Origin of the sequence: Nocardiopsis sp. NPDC006832, assembly GCF_040635885.1 — a bacterium.
Taxonomy (GTDB): Bacteria; Actinomycetota; Actinomycetes; order Streptosporangiales; family Streptosporangiaceae; genus Nocardiopsis.
In genome coordinates this window covers 1-19,908 of the sequence record NZ_JBEYLC010000011.1, presented here as the reverse complement: position 1 = coordinate 19,908, position 19,908 = coordinate 1, and the positions used below count along the sequence as shown (strand labels likewise).

At 69.4% G+C, this 19,908-nt stretch carries 17 protein-coding genes and 1 riboswitch; of the genes, 7 read left to right on the top strand and 10 right to left on the bottom strand.

The window, feature by feature from the left end:
• The first annotated feature begins 101 nt into the window (after positions 1-101).
• The gene (locus tag ABZ717_RS07880) at positions 102-1,280 is read left to right on the top strand and encodes a DUF418 domain-containing protein (protein WP_358507107.1); all 1,179 of its coding nucleotides are present in this window, start codon (positions 102-104) and stop codon (positions 1,278-1,280) included.
• A gap of 4 nt (positions 1,281-1,284) precedes the next feature.
• Here ABZ717_RS07880 and ABZ717_RS07875 read toward each other — a convergent pair whose 3' ends face one another.
• Together ABZ717_RS07875 and ABZ717_RS07870 are read right to left on the bottom strand one after the other, a co-directional pair.
• Positions 1,285-1,569: a MoaD/ThiS family protein gene (locus tag ABZ717_RS07875; protein ID WP_358507105.1), complete on the bottom strand. Its 285-nt coding sequence runs from the start codon at positions 1,567-1,569 to the stop codon at positions 1,285-1,287.
• A 1-nt stretch (position 1,570) separates the two neighbouring features.
• Positions 1,571-2,674 (bottom strand): exo-alpha-sialidase, encoded by a 1,104-nt coding sequence (locus ABZ717_RS07870; protein ID WP_358507103.1) that lies wholly within the window; start codon positions 2,672-2,674, stop codon positions 1,571-1,573.
• Positions 2,675-3,200: 526 nt separating this feature from the next.
• Between ABZ717_RS07870 and ABZ717_RS07865 the strand changes: the two genes are divergently transcribed.
• Entirely contained in the window at positions 3,201-3,794 is a 594-nt protein-coding gene (locus ABZ717_RS07865) for a TetR family transcriptional regulator (protein ID WP_358507101.1), read from the top strand.
• 20 nt (positions 3,795-3,814) lie between these two features.
• Here the strand turns inward: ABZ717_RS07865 and ABZ717_RS07860 are convergent, their stop codons facing one another.
• Entirely contained in the window at positions 3,815-3,985 is a 171-nt protein-coding gene (locus ABZ717_RS07860; protein ID WP_358507099.1) for a hypothetical protein, read from the bottom strand.
• Between the two features lie 57 nt (positions 3,986-4,042).
• Here ABZ717_RS07860 and ABZ717_RS07855 point away from each other — a divergent pair, with 57 nt between their 5' ends.
• Complete coding sequence (locus tag ABZ717_RS07855) at positions 4,043-6,247, top strand: hypothetical protein (RefSeq protein ID WP_358507097.1); 2,205 nt, start codon at positions 4,043-4,045, stop codon at positions 6,245-6,247.
• A 20-nt stretch (positions 6,248-6,267) separates the two neighbouring features.
• Here ABZ717_RS07855 and ABZ717_RS07850 read toward each other — a convergent pair whose 3' ends face one another.
• Together ABZ717_RS07850 and ABZ717_RS07845 are read right to left on the bottom strand one after the other, a co-directional pair.
• Positions 6,268-6,537: a hypothetical protein gene (locus tag ABZ717_RS07850; protein WP_358507095.1), complete on the bottom strand. Its 270-nt coding sequence runs from the start codon at positions 6,535-6,537 to the stop codon at positions 6,268-6,270.
• Between the two features lie 136 nt (positions 6,538-6,673).
• Positions 6,674-8,365, bottom strand: a complete 1,692-nt coding sequence (locus ABZ717_RS07845) for a hypothetical protein (protein ID WP_358507093.1) — start codon at positions 8,363-8,365, stop codon at positions 6,674-6,676.
• Positions 8,366-8,435: 70 nt separating this feature from the next.
• A riboswitch (cobalamin riboswitch) is annotated at positions 8,436-8,561 on the top strand.
• A 27-nt stretch (positions 8,562-8,588) separates the two neighbouring features.
• Between ABZ717_RS07845 and ABZ717_RS07840 the strand changes: the two genes are divergently transcribed.
• From ABZ717_RS07840 to mmsB, 4 genes are read left to right on the top strand one after another with little or no spacing between them, the layout of a single operon-like run.
• Positions 8,589-10,088 (top strand): CoA-acylating methylmalonate-semialdehyde dehydrogenase, encoded by a 1,500-nt coding sequence (locus ABZ717_RS07840; protein ID WP_358507091.1) that lies wholly within the window; start codon positions 8,589-8,591, stop codon positions 10,086-10,088.
• Positions 10,085-11,227: an acyl-CoA dehydrogenase family protein gene (locus ABZ717_RS07835; RefSeq protein WP_358507090.1), complete on the top strand. Its 1,143-nt coding sequence runs from the start codon at positions 10,085-10,087 to the stop codon at positions 11,225-11,227. Before ABZ717_RS07840 ends, ABZ717_RS07835 begins: the two co-directional genes overlap by 4 nt.
• Complete coding sequence (locus ABZ717_RS07830) at positions 11,227-12,303, top strand: enoyl-CoA hydratase/isomerase family protein (protein WP_358507088.1); 1,077 nt, start codon at positions 11,227-11,229, stop codon at positions 12,301-12,303. Before ABZ717_RS07835 ends, ABZ717_RS07830 begins: the two co-directional genes overlap by 1 nt.
• Complete coding sequence (gene mmsB, locus ABZ717_RS07825) at positions 12,300-13,217, top strand: 3-hydroxyisobutyrate dehydrogenase (protein WP_358507086.1); 918 nt, start codon at positions 12,300-12,302, stop codon at positions 13,215-13,217. The genes ABZ717_RS07830 and mmsB overlap by 4 nt, the downstream gene beginning before the upstream one ends.
• A 74-nt stretch (positions 13,218-13,291) precedes the next feature.
• Here the strand turns inward: mmsB and ABZ717_RS07820 are convergent, their stop codons facing one another.
• The 5 genes from ABZ717_RS07820 to ABZ717_RS07800 form a co-directional block, all read right to left on the bottom strand.
• Positions 13,292-14,467, bottom strand: a complete 1,176-nt coding sequence (locus ABZ717_RS07820) for a beta-1,3-glucanase family protein (RefSeq protein WP_358507084.1) — start codon at positions 14,465-14,467, stop codon at positions 13,292-13,294.
• A 141-nt stretch (positions 14,468-14,608) separates the two neighbouring features.
• The gene (locus ABZ717_RS07815) at positions 14,609-15,634 is read right to left on the bottom strand and encodes a methyltransferase (protein WP_358507082.1); all 1,026 of its coding nucleotides are present in this window, start codon (positions 15,632-15,634) and stop codon (positions 14,609-14,611) included.
• 160 nt (positions 15,635-15,794) lie between these two features.
• Positions 15,795-16,931 (bottom strand): bifunctional 2-methylcitrate synthase/citrate synthase, encoded by a 1,137-nt coding sequence (locus tag ABZ717_RS07810; protein ID WP_358507080.1) that lies wholly within the window; start codon positions 16,929-16,931, stop codon positions 15,795-15,797.
• 15 nt (positions 16,932-16,946) lie between these two features.
• The gene (prpB, locus tag ABZ717_RS07805; protein WP_358507078.1) at positions 16,947-17,840 is read right to left on the bottom strand and encodes a methylisocitrate lyase; all 894 of its coding nucleotides are present in this window, start codon (positions 17,838-17,840) and stop codon (positions 16,947-16,949) included.
• Positions 17,840-19,348 carry an MmgE/PrpD family protein gene (locus tag ABZ717_RS07800; RefSeq protein WP_358507076.1) on the bottom strand — a complete coding sequence of 503 codons (1,509 nt, stop codon included), beginning with the start codon at positions 19,346-19,348 and terminating at the stop codon, positions 17,840-17,842. The genes prpB and ABZ717_RS07800 overlap by 1 nt, the downstream gene beginning before the upstream one ends.
• Between the last annotated feature and the right edge of the window lie 560 nt (positions 19,349-19,908).

Genomic DNA, 19,908 nt, shown 5'->3' with positions numbered 1-19,908 from the left:
GTATGAGGCGAGCCGGCGGGTGCTCGGCTTTTCGGTGGATGTGCGCGAAGTGGTGCGCGGGCGACGCTGGACCCCTCGTCGAAACCGAAAGGGGCGCCGCCTTGACCACAGCCACGAACCCGGACGCCGCACCGGCCGGCGGTGATTCCGCGCCGGTCGTGTCGGACCGCGGTCGACGGGTGGCGTTCCTCGACGTCGCCCGCGCGATCGCGATGATCGGCGTCGTCCTGATGAACGCGACCTACGTCGTCTTCCCGGCGGAGATGGCCGGTGAACGTGAGTCGAGCGTTCTCACGTCGGTCCTGGACGCCGGCTTCTCCCTGCTCATGTCCGGCAAGGCCCGGGCCATGTTGATGGTGCTGCTCGGGGTGGGAGCGGTCCTGGCCTGGAGTTCCGTCACCCGTCGTGGTGGGCGCCCGATGGCGACCATGCTCCGCAGGTACGTCGCCCTCGGGGTGCTCTTCGGACTCCCGCACCTGCTGGTGTTCAGCGGGGACATCCTCGGCCACTACGCGCTCGCCGCGCTGTTCCTCGCCCCGCTGCTGCCGCTGATGACGGCGGGGTCGCCGAACCGGCCGCTGTGGTTCGCGCTCGGGGCGTTCCTCGCCTCACCGGTGTTCGAGCCCTTCGTGGGCTCCGGGATGTTCCAGAGCATGGTGATCGGCCCGATCCCGCAGACCCTCGGGTTCTTCTGCGTGGGTGTGTGGCTGGCCCGGCGCCCCGAACTCTCACCGGACTTCACGGGACCGAACCGGCTCATCGCCCCGATGGTGTGGGGCGGACTGATCGGAGAGGTCCTGGGCATGGGTCTGCTGGCCGGCTCCGACCTGCTCTTCCCGAGGGAGTTCGATGCCGACGGCATCCCGGTCCTGGGCCCCGATGGTCTCCCGGTGACCCCGCTGCCGGCCGAGATGATGGTGGACCTCGCGTCCACGCTGACCGGCCTGGGCGGGGGCCTGTTCTACCTGGGACTGGTGTGGTGGCTGTTGGGCCGTAACGGTGCCGTGGCCAAGGCCCTGGGCACGCTGGCGCCGCTGGGTCGCATGACGCTCACCGTCTACCTGGGCAGCACCGCGGTGTTCCTGCTGATGAAGCCCTTCGAAGGCGAGGTGCCCATGCTCGCGCAGTACGCGCTGGCCACCGGCTACTTCGTGGTGATGGCCCTGGCCGCCCGCTGGTGGCTGAGCCGGCTTCGGTTGGGTCCCCTGGAATGGGTCTGGCGTAGCGTCACCCACCTTCGCCCCCAGGAACTGCGCAGGGAGGAGCGGCTCCCGGCGTAGGAGTTCAGCCCCCGGCCACGGAGGGCAGCAGCCGAACGTCGGCGCCCTCGTGGACCGGGGCGTCCAGACCACCCAGCGCCCGGCACTCGTCCTCGTCCACGAAGACGTTCACGTACCGGCGTAGCTCCCCGCGATCGTCCCGGATCCGCCGGTCCAGCCCCGGATAGCGTTCGGTCAGCGCGTCCAGCACCCCGCGCAGCACGGCGGCGTCACCGACCTCCAAGGGCACGTGCGCGGCCCCGTCGGCGTCCGCGCGCAACAGCCCCGGCAGGTGTACGGTCACCCGCATCTCACACCTCCGCCGCGCGTACGGACAACACGTCGGGAAGGTGCGCGGTGACCTGGTGCCAGTGATCGGTGTCATCCGTGGTCGCGTACACGTCGCCGTTGCGGGTGCCGAAGTAGAAGCCGGGCACGTCCGCGCCGTCGGTGCAGGCCGCGTCGCGCAACACGATCCCGAAGTAGGGGTCCTGTGGCAGACCGTCGTCGACCGCCCGCCACGTGGCCCCGGAGTCGTCGGTGCGGTAGGCGCCCAGCCGGTTGTCCGGTGGCAGGTGCACCTCCTGGCTCACCACCGGGAAGTTCCACGCCGACTCCGGGCGGTGCGGGTGGGCGACCACGGCGAAACCGAAGTCGGTGGGCAGCCCGGTCTCGATCCGGCTCCATCCCTCGGTGGCGGGCGCGGAGCTGCGGTAGACCCCGTGGTGGTTCTGCGCGTAGAACGAGCCGTCGGAGGCCGCCGCCACCCTGTGCACGCACTGGCCGAACTCGGGTTCCTCGTCCGGGAGGAAACCGGCGGAGATGCCCCGGTTGGTCGGTGCCCAGCTCGCGCCCGAGTCGGCGCTCTGGTAGACACCACCCGTGGACATGGCCACGGTGATGGCCTCGGGTGAGCGTTCGCTGGTACCGAGTGTGCCCGGCAGGATCGTGTGGATCGCTCCGCCACCCGCGCCGGGGAACCATTCCGCCCGGTGGGGGTGCTCCCACAAGGCCCTGACCAGGCTGAAGCTGTCGCCACCGTCGGTGGAGCGGAACAACGCGTGCGGTTCCACGCCGGCGTAGACGGTGTCGGCGTCGTCGGTGAACGCGAACTGCCAGGCGCGGGTGAGTGAGGCCTCGGTGTCCTCGGGGAAGCGGATCGGCGCTTCGGCGGGTTCGGTCCAGGTCGTGCCGAGGTCGTCGCTGTGCCAGACACTGGGCCCGAAATGCCAGCTCTCGGTACCGGCGAGCAGGCGTCCCGAATGCGGGTTGACGCCGACGGAGTACACCGGGCTCATCCCGGCGTCGTTGGCCTCGTCGAGTCGGTGCGGACCGTCCAGCTCCCACGTGCGCCGATCCTCGCTGCGCGCGGTGAACAGCCCCTTGCGTGTGCCTATGAGCAGGAGATATGTCATGTGGAGCTCCGTAGTGTGATGGAGATCTCCACTGTCGCACAGGGCTCCGACAATCCGGAGGCGCCGGCCGGAGGGAGGTCATCGGAAAGTGAAGAACAGGTGTCCGGTACGTGCCGATAGGCGACCGATCGCGCCGTGTGGAGGGTTTCCGGACGTCTCGGAAAGTTAATAGTTAGGATCCCGAACGGTTTACCCTCGATGTTTTATACGAGGTTTCGGGGAGCTCACGGGAAAAGGGCGCCCCTGAGAGGCATAACTTCCGTCAGGGGGGAACCCTTTCCGGGCAGGGGTTCCCCGGTCAGCGGAAGGCGGTTGCCACTCCCATGCCTCTTTGCAATAAAATCCCGGGCCAACCGGTGGTTACCCGAAGCTCCCCCAGGCCCACGGTCGCCGGTCGTATCCCACCACTTCAACAGCCCGGACGATTTCCCGCTCTCTCGGACTCGCGGTTCGTTTCGGGACCACTGTCCCTATGGACGGTCCCGCGTACCAAGAAGCACCGAGTTCCCATCGATAGGGTCGCCTCATGCAACACCCCCCGGACACGCTCCACGCGCGCAAACGACGTAAGGCGCGGGCCACGATCGTGTCAGCCGCCTTCCAACTCTTCTCCGAACACGGATTCGACAACGTGACCGTCGCGGCCATCGCCGAGCGGGCCGAGGTCGGCCGTACCACCTTCTTCCGGTACTTCGGCGACAAGCAGCAGGTCCTCTTCGCCGACGACGCCGCCGAGGTGGACCACATGTGCGCCTATGTTCGGGACAAGTCCGGGCGCTCGCCCGGCACCGACCTCGCCGCGGCGATCGGCCTGATCCGGGAGGCCGGCGCGGTCGCCCGGCCCTACGCGTCACTGTCCCCGGCGCACTCGGCGGTGTTGGTCCGCCTGCTCCGGGAGAGCGTGGACCTGCGTTCCCGTTACCTGCTCACCCGGCAGCAACGGGCGCTCCGTCTCGCCGGAGCCCTGGTCGAGGCGGGAACGGAGGAGAGCACCGCGGTCCTGGCCGCGCACACCGCCATGGCCTGCGAACTGACCGCCATGAAGCTCGCCGACAGCCCGGACGCCTTCCCGCACCGCATGGACGAGGCACACCGGATGCTCCGCACCTTGGGGAGCTGAGCCGCCGGAGGGCCATCGCCTCAGACGTGGTGCCCGCGCACCAGACCGGTGAGCCGACGACCGAAGGACACGACACCACCGGCCGCCATGCCCACGGCGCTCATACCCCGGCCCACCGTGCGCATGGCGGCGTTCACCCGATCCAACGGGTGGTCGGGGACCGGGAACACACCGTGACCGGTACCGGACAACCCGTTCCGACCTGTGGGGCTGGTGGGCGTCGGTCTTCTCGGCCAGGATGGGGCGCTGTGAGCGGCACATACAACACCTCCCATGGCCAGAACCGAGGCGTCCACATCCAGGCGGGCGTGGTCCATGCCTCCATGGACCTCCGCCAGAGCACCGCGAAGGCCATCCGGATCGTCCCCCAGCGCGAGACCACTCTCTTTCAGAACCGAAACGACGAACTGGCCGCGCTCGACGCCCACCTCGACCACGCCCTGGAGTCCGAACAGAGCCTGCTGCTCAACCTGGTCGGACCGCCCGGCATCGGCAAGACCACCACCGCGCTCACCTGGATCCTGCGGAACCGCCGCCGTTTCGGCCACGCCCAGCTCGCCGCGGCCTGCGGCGGAGACCCCGGCGAGGGTCAGGGGCGCGGTATCGAGGAACTGTGCGACCAGTACCTGCACGCGGTCGGGGTGGATACCGACGCCCCCGGACTCGGCACCTTCCAGGGCAAGCTCAACCGGTTCCACCAGGAGATCGCCGAACAGCCCGTGGTGGTGCTCCTCGACGACGTGCGCACCGCCGCCCAGGTACAGCCGTTCCTGTCCGACCTGGCGGGCATGGTGGTGGTCGTCACCAGCCGCGAACCCGTGCCCGGGCTGGCCCAACGCCGACCCGTGGTCGTACCCCTGGGCCCCCTCGCGGACGAAGCCGTCGCCGCGCTGCTTCAGGACCTGATCGCAGACGAACGCCCGGCCCGTGAACCCGAGGCCTTCGCCCGGCTGGTCCGACTGTGCGCCGGGGTGCCGCTGCTGGCCGGCCACACCGGTGGACTGCTCAGCGACGAATCCAGGCTCGCCATCGCCGACCTGGTCTCCCGGATGGAGGACGCCGGCCGACTGGCCCACCTGGAGGAGGCCGCCCGGACCGCCACCCGCCCGGCCGCCGTCTTCGACGTGTTCTACCGGGAGCTCGCCTCCGACGCCCGACTGCTGTACCGGGCCCTGGGAGCGCACCCCACCCGGGACTTCGATCGTTGGCTCGCCCGGGCGGTCTTCCCCGGAGACACCGACAAGGGCGACCAGGTCTTGGACGTGCTCCTGCGCCGCGGTCTGGTCAAGGTGGACCGGGCGGGCCGCTACGTCATGGAGGACCTCACCTACGAACACGCGCGGCTGGTCGCCGAGCGCGAGGAGCCGGCCGAACGCCGCGAGGTCCACCGACGCTTCGCCGACTACTACCTGTACGGTGCCGTCGCCGCGGACCGGGTGCGCACCGACCGCTGGCGGGTCAGTGATCTCTACGAGGCACAGGCGCCCTGCTCCCTGCCGGACTTCCGGTCCACCGAGCACGAGGCCGACGCGGTGGGCTTCGACGCCTGGCTCGAACGCCGGCGCCACGTCCGTGAACGCAGTGCCCGACATGGTGCGGGCGTTCCGAGCCCCGACGAGTGGTTCGAGGCGAACATGGACGCCATCCTGGCCTTCGTCCACCGCTCCGGACGGATCTGGCGGGGCACCCGCCCGGCAGCCGGATACGCCGGCGTCATGGCCGAGGCCACCAACGGCTACTTCACCGCCAACGGGCGTGTCGACGAGCGGCTCACCCTGCTGGCCCTGGCCGAACGCGACGCCGAGGGGAACGACGACGCCCTGGCCCGGGTCCTGGCCCAGCGCGGCGAGGCGATGCTCGGGCAGGGACGCCTGGCCGAGGCGCGCACGTACCTGGAACGCTCCTTGGCGGCCGCTCGCGGTCGTGGGGCGGACCCGCGCGGCCAAGGGGCGGCCCTGGAGTGGCTGGGGATCCTGGAGCGCCGTGAGGGCGACGCCGGAGCCGCCCGCGCCCTCCTGGAGGAATCGTTGCCGCTGCTCGACCACACCCGCCCTAAGGCGCTCGGGCTGCACCACATGCACATGGGCGACGTGGCGCTTCTGGCCGAGGAGCCTCGACGGGCCCTGGAGTGCTACCGGACTTCGCTGTCGTTCTTCCGCGAGCACGCCGCCACCCGGAGACGGGACCAGGCCAACGAGGGCAAGCTCCTCGTCAACCAGGCCCGCATCATCGCAGAGGAGCACCCCGACCAGGCGATCGGATTGTTGGAGGAGGCCCTGGACCGTTTCGTGTCCGCCAACCGCGCCTACCAGGTCGGCAAGGTCCTGGAGCGCCTCGGCGACCTCGGTCGGGGATCGGGGGAGCGGTGGGAACGGGCGGTGGAGGTCTTCGAGCTGGTCGGTGCCGCCGCTGCCGCCGGCCGTGTTCGGGACAAGATCGACGGCCGGGCCTGAACGGACCCGGCCGCGCCAGGTCAGTCGAAGAGTTCGTCGGCGTCGGTGATGCGGGACTTGAAGGCCTTGTCCAGCCAGTCATCGAGCCGGCCGATGTCGTCGCACTCCTCGATGCGTCGCCGTGAGTCGAGACTGATGGTCGCCGAGGTGGCTTCCAGGAAACGGATCAGCGTTTCCTGCTTGCCTTCCGCACGGGCTTCTTCGCGGCCTTCTTGACGACCCTCTTCACGGCCTTGGCCGACGTACTTGCGGGCGAAGTCGCTCTGCCACTCGTAGGTACCGGTCGCCATCAGGTCCTCCCACATTTTCCGTGCCGCAGCGTTCAGCTTCGACTCTGGAGCAGGCGTACCTGGAGCTCGTGTTCGAATCCGGGCATGACAGGAAACTACAGAAAGTGACCGGCCCGTGTCCGGTAAAACGGAGAACTCAGCCCTTGGCCGTCTCGAAGGGGATCGTGAGGGTTCGTTCCTCGGAAACTCGCAGGTGGAGCGGGGCGAGGGCGGCGAGCATCTTCGGAGCGGGTGCGTGGCCGGAGGTGACCAGACGTTCGGCGAGCACACCGGTGACCAGGCCGGGGTCGTCGACGGGGCCGGTGAAGCGAACCCGCAGGAGCGACCCGTCGCGAGTGCGCAGCCGGACCTCCTCGGCCGAGTACACGGCGGTGAGCAGGGCGCCGGGGCGGTGCGCGAACACCGTCTCGGACCACAGGCGTTCGTCGGCGGGCAACGCCTCTTCGGCGATGGTGAGGACGTCGGCCGCCGCGGCGAGTCGGTGGTCCATCTCGGCGTCGGAGCAGACGAGGACACCACCGGATTTCGGCGCCGGGCTGCGATACACGGCGAGACCGTCGTCGGTGGGCCGTACCCGGACCCAGAGGGAGGTCGGCTCCGGGCTCTGGACCTCGGGCTTCGGTGGTGCCATGAGGCGGGGCCGGCCGGGCGGGGGAGTGGCGCCCATGAGGCGGTAGGCCTCGGCGCGGATGAGGTCGAGGGCCCGACCCGGGGCGGAACTCACCCAGGTGAGGGCGGTCTCATGGGTGAGTTCGCGTAGTTTCTCGGCCTGCTCGAACTGGGGCACGAGGGTGGCGTGGGGATCGAGCGGGTGGGCGACCTCGTAGAGCCGTCCCAGGGCGGAGTCCGGGTCGACGGAGTCCCGGCCGTCGGAGCTGAGGAGGACGGGCCGGCCGAGGGCGGCGGCGTAGACGCTCACGGATCCGTGGTCGGAGAGCACGAGGTCGGCGGCGATGACGGCGGCCCGCCAGCCCTCGTGGGGTGGGATCAGGAGGAGGCCGGAACGGAGGGCCTCGTCCTGCCAGATTCTGATCTGGCGCGGCCCGTGGGAGGACCAGACGTTCGGGTGCAGGACGAGCGCGACCCGGTAGTGGTCGTAGGGAAGCCGGGCGAGCAATTCGGTGATGACGCCCGGGTGGCTTCCGTAGAGGGATTCGTCGTTCCAAGTGGAATTGACGGTGATGAGTTTCTGGCCGTGGCGTAGGCCGAGGGCCTTTCGGTAGGTGAGTCGGTGGGGCACTCCGGCGAGCAGCCGGTCGTAGCAGGGATCACCGGAGAGGAAGGCGAGCGGGAGCGCGTCGGGGCAGCCTTGGGCGAGGCGGTCGAACTGTTCGCCGTGCGAGAGGGCGATGGAGCTGGGGACCAGCCGTCCCTGGTGTTTGAGGGTGTCGTCGGAGAGCCCGAAGACCTCCTGACTTCTGACTCCTGACTCCTGACTCCTGACTCCTGACTCCTGCGACCATTTTTTATTATAACCGTTGCCATGGGGAATGCGCAGGATTTTTGTTTTTAATTCATGAAGGTCGTCCCCGAGGCTCGCGGTGATCGCGAGATCGAATTCCGTTTCCTTCGCCTTTTCCCAGGAGATGTGCCGGATCTGCGTTTCTCGGAGGTATTCGTCGAGACCGTTGGCGAAGACACCGCCGGTGGTCCGGGTGCAGTAGAGCTGCACGCGCGGGTCGTACAGGGCCGGAAGCACGTCGGCGATGCGGGTGGCGGCGGTGAGGCTGTGGATCACCAGGAGAACGTGCAGGTCGGCGCGGGCGGTGCGCCACGCGGGGGTGAGGGCGAGGGGTCTGCCGGCGGGGGTGTCGTCCTTGGCGGTCACAAGTCGCAGAGCCTACCGGGCGCGAGTGGGGTGACACCAAGTACCGGGTCGAGGGGTCTGGATTTATTAGGACGTCCAACTATATGGTGGCCCCACCGCGGAGCGGGGAAGCCGGTGCGAGTCCGGCGCGGTCCCGCCACTGTGACCGGGGGAACTCCTCGGAAGTCAGGTCACCGCCCGCGGCCAAGGAACCGTGTGATCCACGAGGATGGAGCGAACACGTATGGTCAGCGAGCTGACGCATTTCGTGCAGGGCGAGAAGGTCCACGGCCGGTCGGGCGTCTTCGGCGACGTCTACGATCCCAACACCGGAAGGGTCCAGGCGCGGGTGCCGCTCGCGGACCGGACCGAGACCGAGCAGATCATCACCGACGCCGAGCGGGCACAGGTCGAATGGGGTTCCTGGAGCCCGCAGCGCAGGGCCCGGGTCCTGCTCCGCTTCCTGCAACTGGTCGAGGACGAGCGGGCGAACATCGCCAAGGCCCTGTCCGCCGAACACGGCAAGACCATCGCCGACGCCCACGGTGACCTGCAACGGGGCCTGGAAGTGGTGGAGTTCGCCGCCGGCATTCCGCACCTGTCCAAGGGCGAGTTCACCGACAACGCCGGCACCGGCATCGACGTGCACTCCCTGCGCCAACCCCTGGGCGTGGTCGCGGGCATCACCCCGTTCAACTTCCCCGCCATGATCCCGCTGTGGAAGGCCGCGCCCGCGCTGGCCTGCGGTAACGCCTTCGTGCTCAAACCGTCCGAGCGCGACCCCTCCGTGCCGTTGATGTTGGCGGAACTGTTCGTCGAGGCCGGGCTGCCCCCGGGTGTGTTCAACGTGGTCAACGGTGGCAAGGAGGCCGTGGACACCCTGCTCACCGACCCGCGGATCGCCGCCGTCGGGTTCGTGGGCTCCACCCCCATCGCGCAATACGTGTACTCCACGGCCACCGCCCACGGTAAGCGCGCCCAGTGCTTCGGCGGCGCCAAGAACCACATGATCGTCATGCCCGACGCCGACCTGGACCAGGTCACGGATGCCCTGATCGGAGCCGGATACGGGTCGGCCGGTGAACGCTGCATGGCGATCTCCGTCGCGGTCCCGGTGGGTGAGGAGACCGCCGACGCGCTGGTCGCCAAGCTCAAGGACCGCATCGCGGGGCTCCGGGTGGGTGCCTCCGACGACCCCGACGCGGACTTCGGCCCGTTGGTCTCGCGGGAAGCCCTCCAACGGGTCGACGAATACGTCGCGTTGGGCGTGGAGGAGGGTGCCGACCTGGTCGTGGACGGTCGCGGCCACACCGTGCCCGGCCACGAGGAGGGCTTCTTCGCCGGTCCGTCGCTGTTCGACCGGGTCACCCCCGACATGCGGATCCACCAGGAGGAGATCTTCGGACCCGTGCTGTCGGTGGTGCGCGCCGCCGACTACGAGGAGGCCCTGCGTCTGCCCAGCGAACACGAGTACGGCAACGGAGTCGCCATCTTCACCCGTGACGGGGACACCGCTCGTGACTTCTCGCACCGGGTGAACACCGGAATGGTCGGCGTGAACGTGCCCATCCCGGTGCCGATCGCCTACCACACCTTCGGTGGCTGGAAGCGGTCCGGCTTCGGCGACCTCAACCAGCACGGACCGGACTCGATCCGTTTCTACACCCGGACCAAGACGGTCACCTCGCGTTGGCCCTCCGGGGTCAAGGAGGGCGCGGAGTTCACGATTCCGGTCGTGCGATGAACGCCGCCCTCACCGACGAACAGCGCGCCCTCACCGAGACCGCCCGCGCGTTCGCCGACGAACACCTCGCACCGCACGCCGTCGAGTGGGACCAGGCCAGGCACTTTCCCGTCGACGTGCTCCGCAAGGCCGCCGAACTCGGTATGGGCGGTCTCTACGTCTCCGAGGAGTTCGGGGGCACCGGCTTGACCAGGATGGACGGTGTCCTCGCCTTCGAGGCGCTGGCCACCGGCTGTCCGTCCGTGGCCGGGTACCTGTCGATCCACAACATGGTCGCCTGGATGATCGACCGCTACGGCGACGACGCCCAGCGCGTCCGGTGGCTGCCGAACCTGTGCACCATGCAGGCCCTGGGCAGCTACTGCCTGACCGAACCCGAAGCCGGTTCCGACGCCGCGTCCCTCACCACCCGGGCGGTCCGCGACGGCGACCACTACGTTCTGTCCGGCACCAAACAGTTCATCTCCGGGGCGGGCGCCTCCGAGGTGTACGTGGTCATGGCCCGCACCGGCGGCGACGGGGCCACCGGCGTCTCCGCGTTCATCGTGCACCGCGACGACCCCGGGCTGTCCTTCGGGGCCGACGAGGCGAAGATGGGCTGGAACGCCCAACCCACCCGACAGGTCCTCTTGGACGGGGTTCGCCTGCCCGCCGACCGGAGGTTGGGCGCGGAGGGCGACGGGTTCCGTATCGCCATGAACGGCCTCAACGGCGGCCGTCTCGGCATCGCCGCCTGCTCACTGGGCGGCGCCCGGCGAGCCCTGGAGGACACCGTGTCCTATCTGGGTGACCGTGAGGCCTTCGGGGTCCCCCTCATCAACGCCCAGGCGCTGCGTTTCCGGTTGGCGGAGATGGCCACCGAACTGGAGGCCGCGCGCTCCCTACTGTGGCGGGCCGCCGCGGCCCTGGACGCCGGTGACGCCGACGCCGCGCACCTGTGCGCCATGGCCAAGCGGTTCGCCACGGAGGCCGGCTACACCGTCGCCGACCACGCCCTCCAATTGCACGGGGGGTACGGCTACCTCGCCGAATACGGAATTGAGAAGATCGTGCGCGACCTGAGGGTGCACCGAATCCTGGAAGGAACCAACGAGATCATGAGCCTGATCATCGCTCGCGGACTGACCGGGGCCGCCTGATGTCCAACGCCATTGAAGACACGGTGCTCCTGCGCGTCGACAAGGGGCTGGCCCACGCCACCCTCAACCGGCCACGCGCCATCAACGCCCTCGACCACGACATGGTCCGGACGCTCGCCGACACACTCGACTCCTGGGAGAAGGACGAGTCCGTCTCCGTGGTGCTCGTCGACGGCGCCGGCGACCGCGGCCTGTGCGCGGGCGGCGACATCCGCGCCATCCGCTCCAGTGCCATCGACGGCGACGACGGAGCCGCCCGCTTCTGGCGGGACGAGTACCACCTCAACGCCCATATCGCCCGCTACACCAAGCCCTACGTCGCCTTCATGGACGGCGTCGTCATGGGCGGCGGTGTCGGGGTGTCCGCGCATGGCGGAGTCCGTGTGGTCACCGAGCGCTCCAAGGTGGGCATGCCGGAGACCACCATCGGGTTCGTCCCGGACGTGGGCGGCACCTTCCTGTTGTCGCGGGCGCCGGGGGAGACCGGTACCCACCTGGCGCTGACCGGCACGCCGATCGGGGCCGCCGACGCCCTGTACGTCGGCCTGGCCGACCACTTCGTGCCCTCCGAACGGCTGCCCGAGCTGACCGCCGCGCTCGCCGGCCCGGACTCACAGAGCGCGGTCACCGAGGCGGTGGGTCGGTTCGCGGAGATCGCCCCGGCGGGCACCCTCGCCGACCGCCGCTCGTGGATCGACTCCTGCTACTCCGCCGACACCGCCGAGGAGATCGTCGAACGGCTGCGCGCCCACGGGGACCCCGAGGCGGCCAAGGCGGCCGACACCATCGAGGGCAAGTCGCCGACCTCGGTGAAGACCACCCTGTCCGCGCTGCGCCGCGCCCGGGCCCTGGGCTCGCTGGAGGAGGTCCTGGAACAGGAGTACCGGGTCTCCTGCGCCACGCTGACCTGGCCGGACCTGGTGGAGGGCATCCGGGCGCAGGTCATCGACAAGGACCGTTCGCCGAAGTGGTCCCCGGCCACTCTGGCGGAGGTCGACGCGGCCGTCGTCGAGTCGGCGTTCGCGCCCGCGCCGGACGGTCCACTCGGTCTGAAGGACCCCGGAGGCCGCGTATGAGCGCCGTCGCCTTCGTGGGACTGGGCAACATGGGCGGCCCGATGGCCGCCAACCTGGTGGCCGCCGGGCACGAGGTGATCGGGTTCGACCTGGTCCCCGACGCCCTGACCCGTGCCGAGCGGAGCGGGGTCCGGGTCGCCTCATCGGCCGCCGAGGCGGTGTCCAGGGTCGACGTGGTCATCACGATGCTGCCGGGCGGGCGCCACCTGCTCGACGCCTACCGAGGCACCGAAGGGGCCGACGGTGGGCTGCTGGCCGCCGCCCGCCCCGGCACGCTCTTCGTGGACTGCTCCACGGTGGACGTCGCCGACGCCCGTGCGGCCAACGCGGCCGCCGTCGAGGCGGGGCATCGGGCAGTGGACGCCCCCGTCTCCGGGGGCGTGTCCGGTGCCGAGGCCGGGACCCTCACGTTCATGGTGGGGGCCGAGGCGGAGGACCTACCCGGTGCCGAACCGTTGCTGTCGGCGATGGCCGGGCGGGTCGTGCACTGCGGCGGCCCCGGTGGCGGCCAGGCCGCGAAGATCTGCAACAACATGGTCCTGGGCGCGTCCATGCTCGCGGTGAGCGAGGCGTTCGTGCTGGGGGAACGTCTGGGCCTGACCCACCAGGCGTTGTACGACGTCATGTCCACCGCGTCCGGACAGTGCTGGTCGCTGACCACCTACTGTCCGGTTCCCGGTCCGGTGCCCACCAGCCCGGCCAACAACGACTACGAGCCGGGGTTCGCGGCCACGCTCATGGCCAAGGACCTGGGGCTGGCCATGAGCGCGTTGGAACAGACCGGGGTGGACGCGCGGATCGGCGGTCGGGCCGCCGAGGTCTACCGTGCCTTCGCCGACGCCTTGGACGGTGAGCCGAGGGACTTCTCCGCCATCGTGGAGACCGTGCGCGAACGGTCGCGGCCGGCGACATAGGCGAAAGGCGCCCCGCCGCCCACGTGGACTCGACGTGGGTGGCGGGACGCCTCTCCTTTCCGTTCCGTCCCTGGTCAGAACGGGGTGAGGGTGATCTCCAGGCCGGTGGCTCCGTGGTCTTGGACGTAGGACGCGAAGTCCTCCACGTCGTCGAAGGCGAACCCGTACGCCTTGCCGTCCTCGGTGTGCTCGTGGAAGACGGCGGCGTAGTGGTTGGCGATCTCGTTCAGGTAGAACTCGGCCGGGTCGTTCGTGGGCTGCTGGGCGGAGTCCAGCAGGGTGGAACGGTTGAGCGCGGCACCGACGATGGCGGCGACCGGTCCGGTGATCCCGTCGTTGGGGGCGGCCAGGGCGCCGTCGCAGAACAGCACGTCCCGGGTGCTGGGCCTGGCGATGGGCGAGACCCCGCCGTCGAACAGCAGCTCGTCGCCCTCCACCCGCCCGGTGAAGGTGCCGGCGTTGGTGGTCACGCTCAGGTCCGTGCCCGCGTAGTGCGACCACACCTGGTCGATGTAGGGATCGAAGTAATCGGTCGGGAAGTGACCGCTGTCCAGACCGTGCCCCGGAGCGATGATGCGGTCCTCGAAGACCAGCGGGGAGAATTCCGGGTCGGCGGCGAGCGTCTCGAAGATCGCGTCGCGACCGCCGGGCAGGAGGAACCCGGTGCTCTGGTCGTCGTCACCGGTCAGACGGATGCCGATCGGCACGCTGAACTGGTCCACCATCGAGGTGTTGCAGAACATCCCGTCCTCGTTGTGGGTGAACTCCACGGTGTCGTGCAGGACGTCGAAGGAGTCGTCCTCCTCGACCCAGCCGGCGGGCAGCTGGAGGGCGGGGTTTCCGTTGCCGTCCTCCACGATGCGGATGCCGAGCTTGCCGCCCAGGGCCAGGTAGATCCGGCCGGACATGTACGGGAGCGTCATGTCGGTGGGGAGGGCGCCCAGGGGGATCGAGTAGTCCGTGTAGCCGTCGTCGGTGTTGTCGTCGAGGCTGACGGGGTGGGGCGTGCCGGAGGAGTCGACCCAGCAGTGCTGGTCGGTCGTCAGGTCTGTGCCGACGATGTACAGGAGGACCTCGTCGTCTCCGTATCGACCGCTGTTGTTGGTCACGCTGACCGGGAGCGCTCCCACATTGGAGGCGTTGTTGACCGGTCTGGCCGCCTGGGGCTGTCCGGCGCAGCCGACGGTGCTCAGCAGGGGAGTGGCGGCGGCGATCGACGCCCCGCCCAGGAAGAGCCTGCGATTGATCATGAGTCGTACTTCTCCTCAGTAGCGGGTTGAAGAGGTGGACCCATGGAGCCAGGGGAGGTGAGTGCGCGTCAATGGGTGGAGTGCGGTCGTTCGGGTGGTGTGCGCGTTACCAATGGTGACGAGGGTGGTGTGTGACGTAGATCACGTTGGCAGGCGCCTCGTGAACTCCAACAAGGAGACGCCTTCTGAGACATGGTTCCCCGCGAGACCGAGTCCCGCCTGTTCAGCGAGGTGCACCAGTGCCGAGGTGTCCCGCTCCCGGCCGTTGAAGTAGGCGAGCATACGAAGGTCGAGTTCGCTCACCTCGTCCCCGCCCGTGTACTCGGCGACCAGGACCCGACCGTCCGCCCCCGTCACCTCCGCGCAGCGGCGCAGGATCCGCACGGCCGAAGCGTCGTCCCAGTCGTGCAGGATCCAGCACAGCAGGTAGGCGTCCCCGCCCTCGGGCAGGGGATCGAAGAAGCTGCCCTGGACCGCGTCGGCCCGCCCGTCCAGACCGGCCGCACGGAAGTTCGCGCGGGCGGCCTCGGCAGGGCCGGCCAGGTCCAGGACGGTCCCGCGAGGGCGAGGGAAACGCTCCATCAGGGTGCGCAGCAGGGTGCCGTCCCCACCACCGACGTCCACCAGATGGTCCAAGGCGTTCCACTCGAACATGCCGGCCAGGGTGTGGGCCTTCTCCACCATGCGGGTCCCCATCAGCTCGTCGAAGGAGCGGGACCGCGCCGGATCGGCGGACAGGTCGGACCAGAAGTCCGACCCCTCGAAGTGCAGTGAGTAGGCGCTCCTGCCCGTGCGCAGTGCTTCGGCCAGCTCGGACAGACACTCGTCGGCCCGTCCGTGCGCGCCGTCCCCCGCGAACCAGCCGAGCCGCGAGTACGGGTGGTCCGCGCGCAGGGCCGAGCCCACCTCGGTGAGGGCGAAACGGTCGCCCTTCAGGTCGAACAGCCCCCGCCGGGCCAGGTACCGCAGTACCCGGTCCAGACCGTCCGGATCGGCGCCCACCTTCACGCCGAGCTCCTCCGCGGTGCGGGGTCCCTCGGCCAGGTGGTCGGCGACCCGCAGCGTGGCCACGGCCCGGATCGCCATCGGAGTCACCGGACTGGCCAGGTCCCAGAGCCGCCCGGCCGCCTCCCGCGCCGCCTCGGTGCCCTCTCGTCCCTCACCCATCGGTACCTCCTCGTGATGCCGCTGCGACTCTCCGGGGAGGCTATCCGGCGGCCCCGGCCCGTGGCGGACTACCGGCGAAGGGTGACCGTTTCCGGTCAATACTCGTGATCCCGACGGTCCCCCCTGGAGACCCGGTACGCGACCCCGCACACACCGTCGGTCAGCCGGCGAGACGCCGCGCGGGCAGCGGCACCGGGCGGCGATCACGACCCGTGTAGCTGCTCAGCGGACGGATGAGCGCGTTCGCCGCCTGTTGCTCCAGGACGTGCGCCGTCCACCCGGTGATCCGGGCCATCACGAACAGCGGCGTGAAGGTCGGGACCTCGAAGCCCATCAGGTGGTAGGCCGGGCCCGCCGGATAGTCCAGGTTCGGATGGATGCCCTTGCGTTCCACCATCGCCTTCTCCAGGGCCTCGTACAGCTCCATGAGCTCGTCGGCACCCTTGAGCGCGGCCATCTTGTCCAGTGCGTCGCGCATGGTGGGAACCCGGGAATCCCCGTGCTTGTACACGCGGTGCCCGAAACCCATGATCTTGCGCTTCTCGGCCAAGGCGGTGTCGAGCCAGTCGGCGGCGCGGTCCGCGGAACCGATCTCGTCGAGCATGTGCATGACGGCCTCGTTGGCACCCCCGTGCAGGGACCCCTTCAACGCGCCGATCGCCGCCGTCACCGAACTGTAGATGTCCGACAGCGTCGACGTCACCACCCGGGCGGTGAACGTGGAGGCGTTGAAGCTGTGCTCGGCGTAGAGGATCATCGAGACCTCGAAGCAGCGCACCACCTCGGCCTCGGGCACCTTCCCGAAGCACATGTGGAAGAAGTTCTCCGCGTAGCCCAGCCCCGCATCCGGCTGGATCGGCTCCAGACCCCGGCGTCGTCGATGGTCGGCGGCCACGACCGTGGGCAGCTTGGCCAGCATCGTCTCGGCCTTGACCCGGTTGGCGGCGACCGAGCCGTCGTCCTCCGTGGGGTCGTCCGCGCCCAGGTAGCTGATGGCGGTGCGCAGCACGTCCATGGGGTGTGCGGTCTCGGGCAGCTTCCGCAGCAGCTCCAGCGTGTGCCGGTCCAGGGCGCGGTTGGCGCGCTCACGCGCGGTGAACTCGCGCAGCTGCCCGGCCGTGGGCAGCTCCCCGTACCAGAGCAGGTGGGCGACCTCCTCGAAGGTGCACGAGTCGGCCAGATCCTGCACCGGGTACCCCCGATAGGTCAACGAGTTGGAGGCCTCGTCGACCATGGAGATCTCGGTGGTGTCGACCACCACCCCGGCCAGTCCCTTGCGAATCGCCGTGTCGGTCATGCTCACCACATCCGTTCAGATCGTGAAGTTGAAGACGTCGCCGTCGAAGGCGTTGTAGGAGGGGTAGTCGAGCAGCTCGTAGAGGCGCTTGCGGGTCTGCATCCGGTCGACGAGACCCGCCTGGGTACCCTCGTCGCGGATGGTGCGCAGCCCGTCCTCGACGGCGCCCATGGCCAGACGCAACGTCGTGACCGGATAGATCACCAGGTTCAACCCGAGCGATTCGAGCTGTTCGGCGGTGAGCAGCTCGCTCTTGCCGAACTCGGTCATGTTGGCCAGCAGCGGAACGTCCACGGCCTTGCGGAACGCCTCGAAGTCGGCCGGCCCGCGCATCGCCTCGGGGAAGACCATGTCGGCGCCCGCGTCCACGTAGGCCTTGGCGCGTTCGATGGCGGCGTCCAAGCCCTCCACACCCGCGGCGTCGGTGCGGGCGCAGATCACGAAGTCCCCGTCGCGACGGGCGCTGACGGCGGCGCGGATCCGACGGACCATGGTGTCGGTATCGGTGACGGTCTTGCCGTCTAGATGGCCGCAGCGCTTGGGGTTGACCTGGTCTTCCAGATGGCAGCCGGCGATCCCCGCGTCCTCCAGGGACTGGACGGTGCGAGCCGCGTTCATCGGCTCACCGAAACCGGTGTCGGCGTCGATGATCGTGGGCAGGTCGGTGACCCGGGCGATCTGGTGCCCGCGACCGGCGACCTCGGACAGGGTGGTCAGGCCGATGTCGGGCAGGGCCAGGTCGGCGGCGATCACCGCGCCCGACACGTACGTGGCGTCGAAGCCGAGCTCCTGGACGAGGACCGCGGTGAGCGGGTTCATCGCACCGGGGACCCGAAGCAACCGGCCCGAGGCCAAGTCCTCGCGCAGGCGGCGGCGCTTGGCGTTCGGTGTGGCGGTGGCGTTCAACATCAGAAGATCCCCTTCGAGGTCGGCAGGTCGCGCGGAACGGTGGCCGCGTCCTCGGTGAAGGACAACTGACGGACCTCCTCGGCGGTGAGCTCGGGGAGTCGCTCCACCAGCCCCAGGAAACGATCCTGTTCCTCAAGGGAGACCACGCCGTCCGCCAACGCGCGGAACTTGGCGACGTAGTCCGGGCGGGTGAAGGGACGGGCGCCCAGCGGGTGGGCGTCGGCCATGGCGATCTCGTCCTCGATGACGGTTCCGTCCGCCATCTCCACGACCACCCGGCCGCCGAAGGCCTTCTTGCTCGGGTCGGTGGCGTGGTAACGCTCGGTCCACTCCGGGTCCTCGACCGTGGAGATCTTGTGCCACAGCTCGACGGTGTCGGGGCGCTGCGCCCGCTCGGGGGCGTAGGAGCGCTCGTGGTGCCACTCGCCGTCCTGCAAGGCCACGGCGAAGATGTAGGGAATGGAGTGGTCGAGGGTCTCCCGACTCGCCCGCGGGTCCATCTTCTGCGGGTCGCCCGAGCCGGTGCCGATCACGTAGTGCGTGTGGTGGCTGGTGTGGATGGTGATCGCGCGGACCTTCGAGGTGTCGCCGACCCTCGGGCCGAGCCGGCGGGCCAGGTCGATGAGGGCCTGGCTCTGGTACTCGGCGGAGTGCTCCTTGGTGTAGGTCTCCAGGATGCCGCGCTTGGCCTCGCCCGGAGCGGGAAGTTCCACGACGTACTCGATGTCGGGACCGCCGAGCAGGTAGGCGATGAAGCCGTCCTCGCCCTCGTACGCGGGTGAGGGAGCGCCCTCTCCGCGCATCGCCCGGTCCACGGACTCCACGGCCATCTTCCCGGCGAACGCGGGCGCGTAGGCCTTCCAACTGGAGATCTCGCCCTTGCGGGACTGACGCGTGGTGGTGGTGACGTGCAGGGCCTGCTGGACCGCCTGATAGACGATCTCGGTGTCCAGTTCCAGCAGCGTGCCGATGCCCGCGGCGGCCGACGGGCCCAGGTGGGCGATGTGGTCGATCTTGTGCTCGTGCAGGCAGATGCCCTTGACCAGCGCCACCTGGATCTCGTAGCCGGTGGCGATGCCCCGGACCAGGGAGCGGCCGTCCTTGCCCAGGTGCTGGGCCACGGCCAGGATCGGCGGGATGTTGTCGCCGGGGTGCGAGTAGTCGGAGGCCAGGAACGTGTCGTGGAAGTCCAGTTCGCGAACCGCGACCCCGTTCGCCCAGGCCGCCCACTCCGGTGAGACCCGGGTGGAGGTCGGGGTGCCCATGATCGAGGCACCCGGGTCCAGCGGATGCCGGGTGGCCTGCGCCCGCGCGCTGCGGACGGGGCGTCGGCGCAGGGAGGCCGCGGCCACGGCGGCGTTGTCGATGATCCGGTTACCGACCATCTCCACCACGGCGGGTTCGACCTTGACCGGGTCGGTCGCCACGGACGCGATCCGGTGGGCCAGCTGATCCTCCTTGGCGGGCCCCTCGGAGCTCCGGTGGACCCGGACGTGGTGCTGCACCATGTTCATCCCCTCGACGCGGTTGTTGTGCAGCCGAGATTGGCATGGGTGAAAGGGCAGGTGGAAGGCCCTAAAGCTGCTGAGTTCGGCTAAGGGAGAAGGGTGATTCCGCTAAGTTCGCCAAGTTCGCAGAGCGTGCGGGGTGTGTAGGGCGTGCAGGGTGTGCAGAGACCACAGAGACCGCTAAGCCAGCAGAACCCGCGAGTCCCGATGTTCCTGTGTAACGAGTGTTTTCGAGTTTGGGTGTCGCGGGTGGGCGGGTGGGTGGTGGGTGGGCAAGTGATGTTGAGGGTGAGTGACGGGTGTGGGGTGGGGGTGGAGGGATGGGGCGCCTGGGGTGGGGGAGTCTTGGGGTTGTCGGGCGTTGTTCGGGTGTGTTGGTGGGGCGCCTCGGCTAGTGATCCTGCGGGTGGCCTGGCGGGGTGGGGGTGGGTTCTCCCTCCTTCCCCGCCGCGTGATTGTTGCCGCCCGCACCGCACGCGTCAAGGCGATGGTGTGTGCTGTAGCGATCGGGCTGGTGGCCTTGACCCGTGCGGTGATAGGAGGAAATGAATCATGCCTAA

Excerpts from the sequence above, each read along its gene's own strand:
- ABZ717_RS07830 (WP_358507088.1), top strand. The coding sequence starts at position 11,227 with ATGTCCAACGCCATTGAAGACACGGTGCTCCTGCGCGTCGACAAGGGG.
- ABZ717_RS07800 (WP_358507076.1), bottom strand. The coding sequence starts at position 19,348 with ATGGTGCAGCACCACGTCCGGGTCCACCGGAGCTCCGAGGGGCCCGCC.
- ABZ717_RS07875 (WP_358507105.1), bottom strand. The coding sequence starts at position 1,569 with ATGCGGGTGACCGTACACCTGCCGGGGCTGTTGCGCGCGGACGCCGAC.
- ABZ717_RS07850 (WP_358507095.1), bottom strand. The coding sequence starts at position 6,537 with ATGGCGACCGGTACCTACGAGTGGCAGAGCGACTTCGCCCGCAAGTAC.
- ABZ717_RS07820 (WP_358507084.1), bottom strand. The coding sequence starts at position 14,467 with ATGATCAATCGCAGGCTCTTCCTGGGCGGGGCGTCGATCGCCGCCGCC.
- ABZ717_RS07810 (WP_358507080.1), bottom strand. The coding sequence starts at position 16,931 with ATGACCGACACGGCGATTCGCAAGGGACTGGCCGGGGTGGTGGTCGAC.
- ABZ717_RS07870 (WP_358507103.1), bottom strand. The coding sequence starts at position 2,674 with ATGACATATCTCCTGCTCATAGGCACACGCAAGGGGCTGTTCACCGCG.
- ABZ717_RS07835 (WP_358507090.1), top strand. The coding sequence starts at position 10,085 with ATGAACGCCGCCCTCACCGACGAACAGCGCGCCCTCACCGAGACCGCC.
- mmsB (WP_358507086.1), top strand. The coding sequence starts at position 12,300 with ATGAGCGCCGTCGCCTTCGTGGGACTGGGCAACATGGGCGGCCCGATG.
- ABZ717_RS07865 (WP_358507101.1), top strand. The coding sequence starts at position 3,201 with ATGCAACACCCCCCGGACACGCTCCACGCGCGCAAACGACGTAAGGCG.
- ABZ717_RS07815 (WP_358507082.1), bottom strand. The coding sequence starts at position 15,634 with ATGGGTGAGGGACGAGAGGGCACCGAGGCGGCGCGGGAGGCGGCCGGG.
- prpB (WP_358507078.1), bottom strand. The coding sequence starts at position 17,840 with ATGTTGAACGCCACCGCCACACCGAACGCCAAGCGCCGCCGCCTGCGC.
- ABZ717_RS07840 (WP_358507091.1), top strand. The coding sequence starts at position 8,589 with ATGGTCAGCGAGCTGACGCATTTCGTGCAGGGCGAGAAGGTCCACGGC.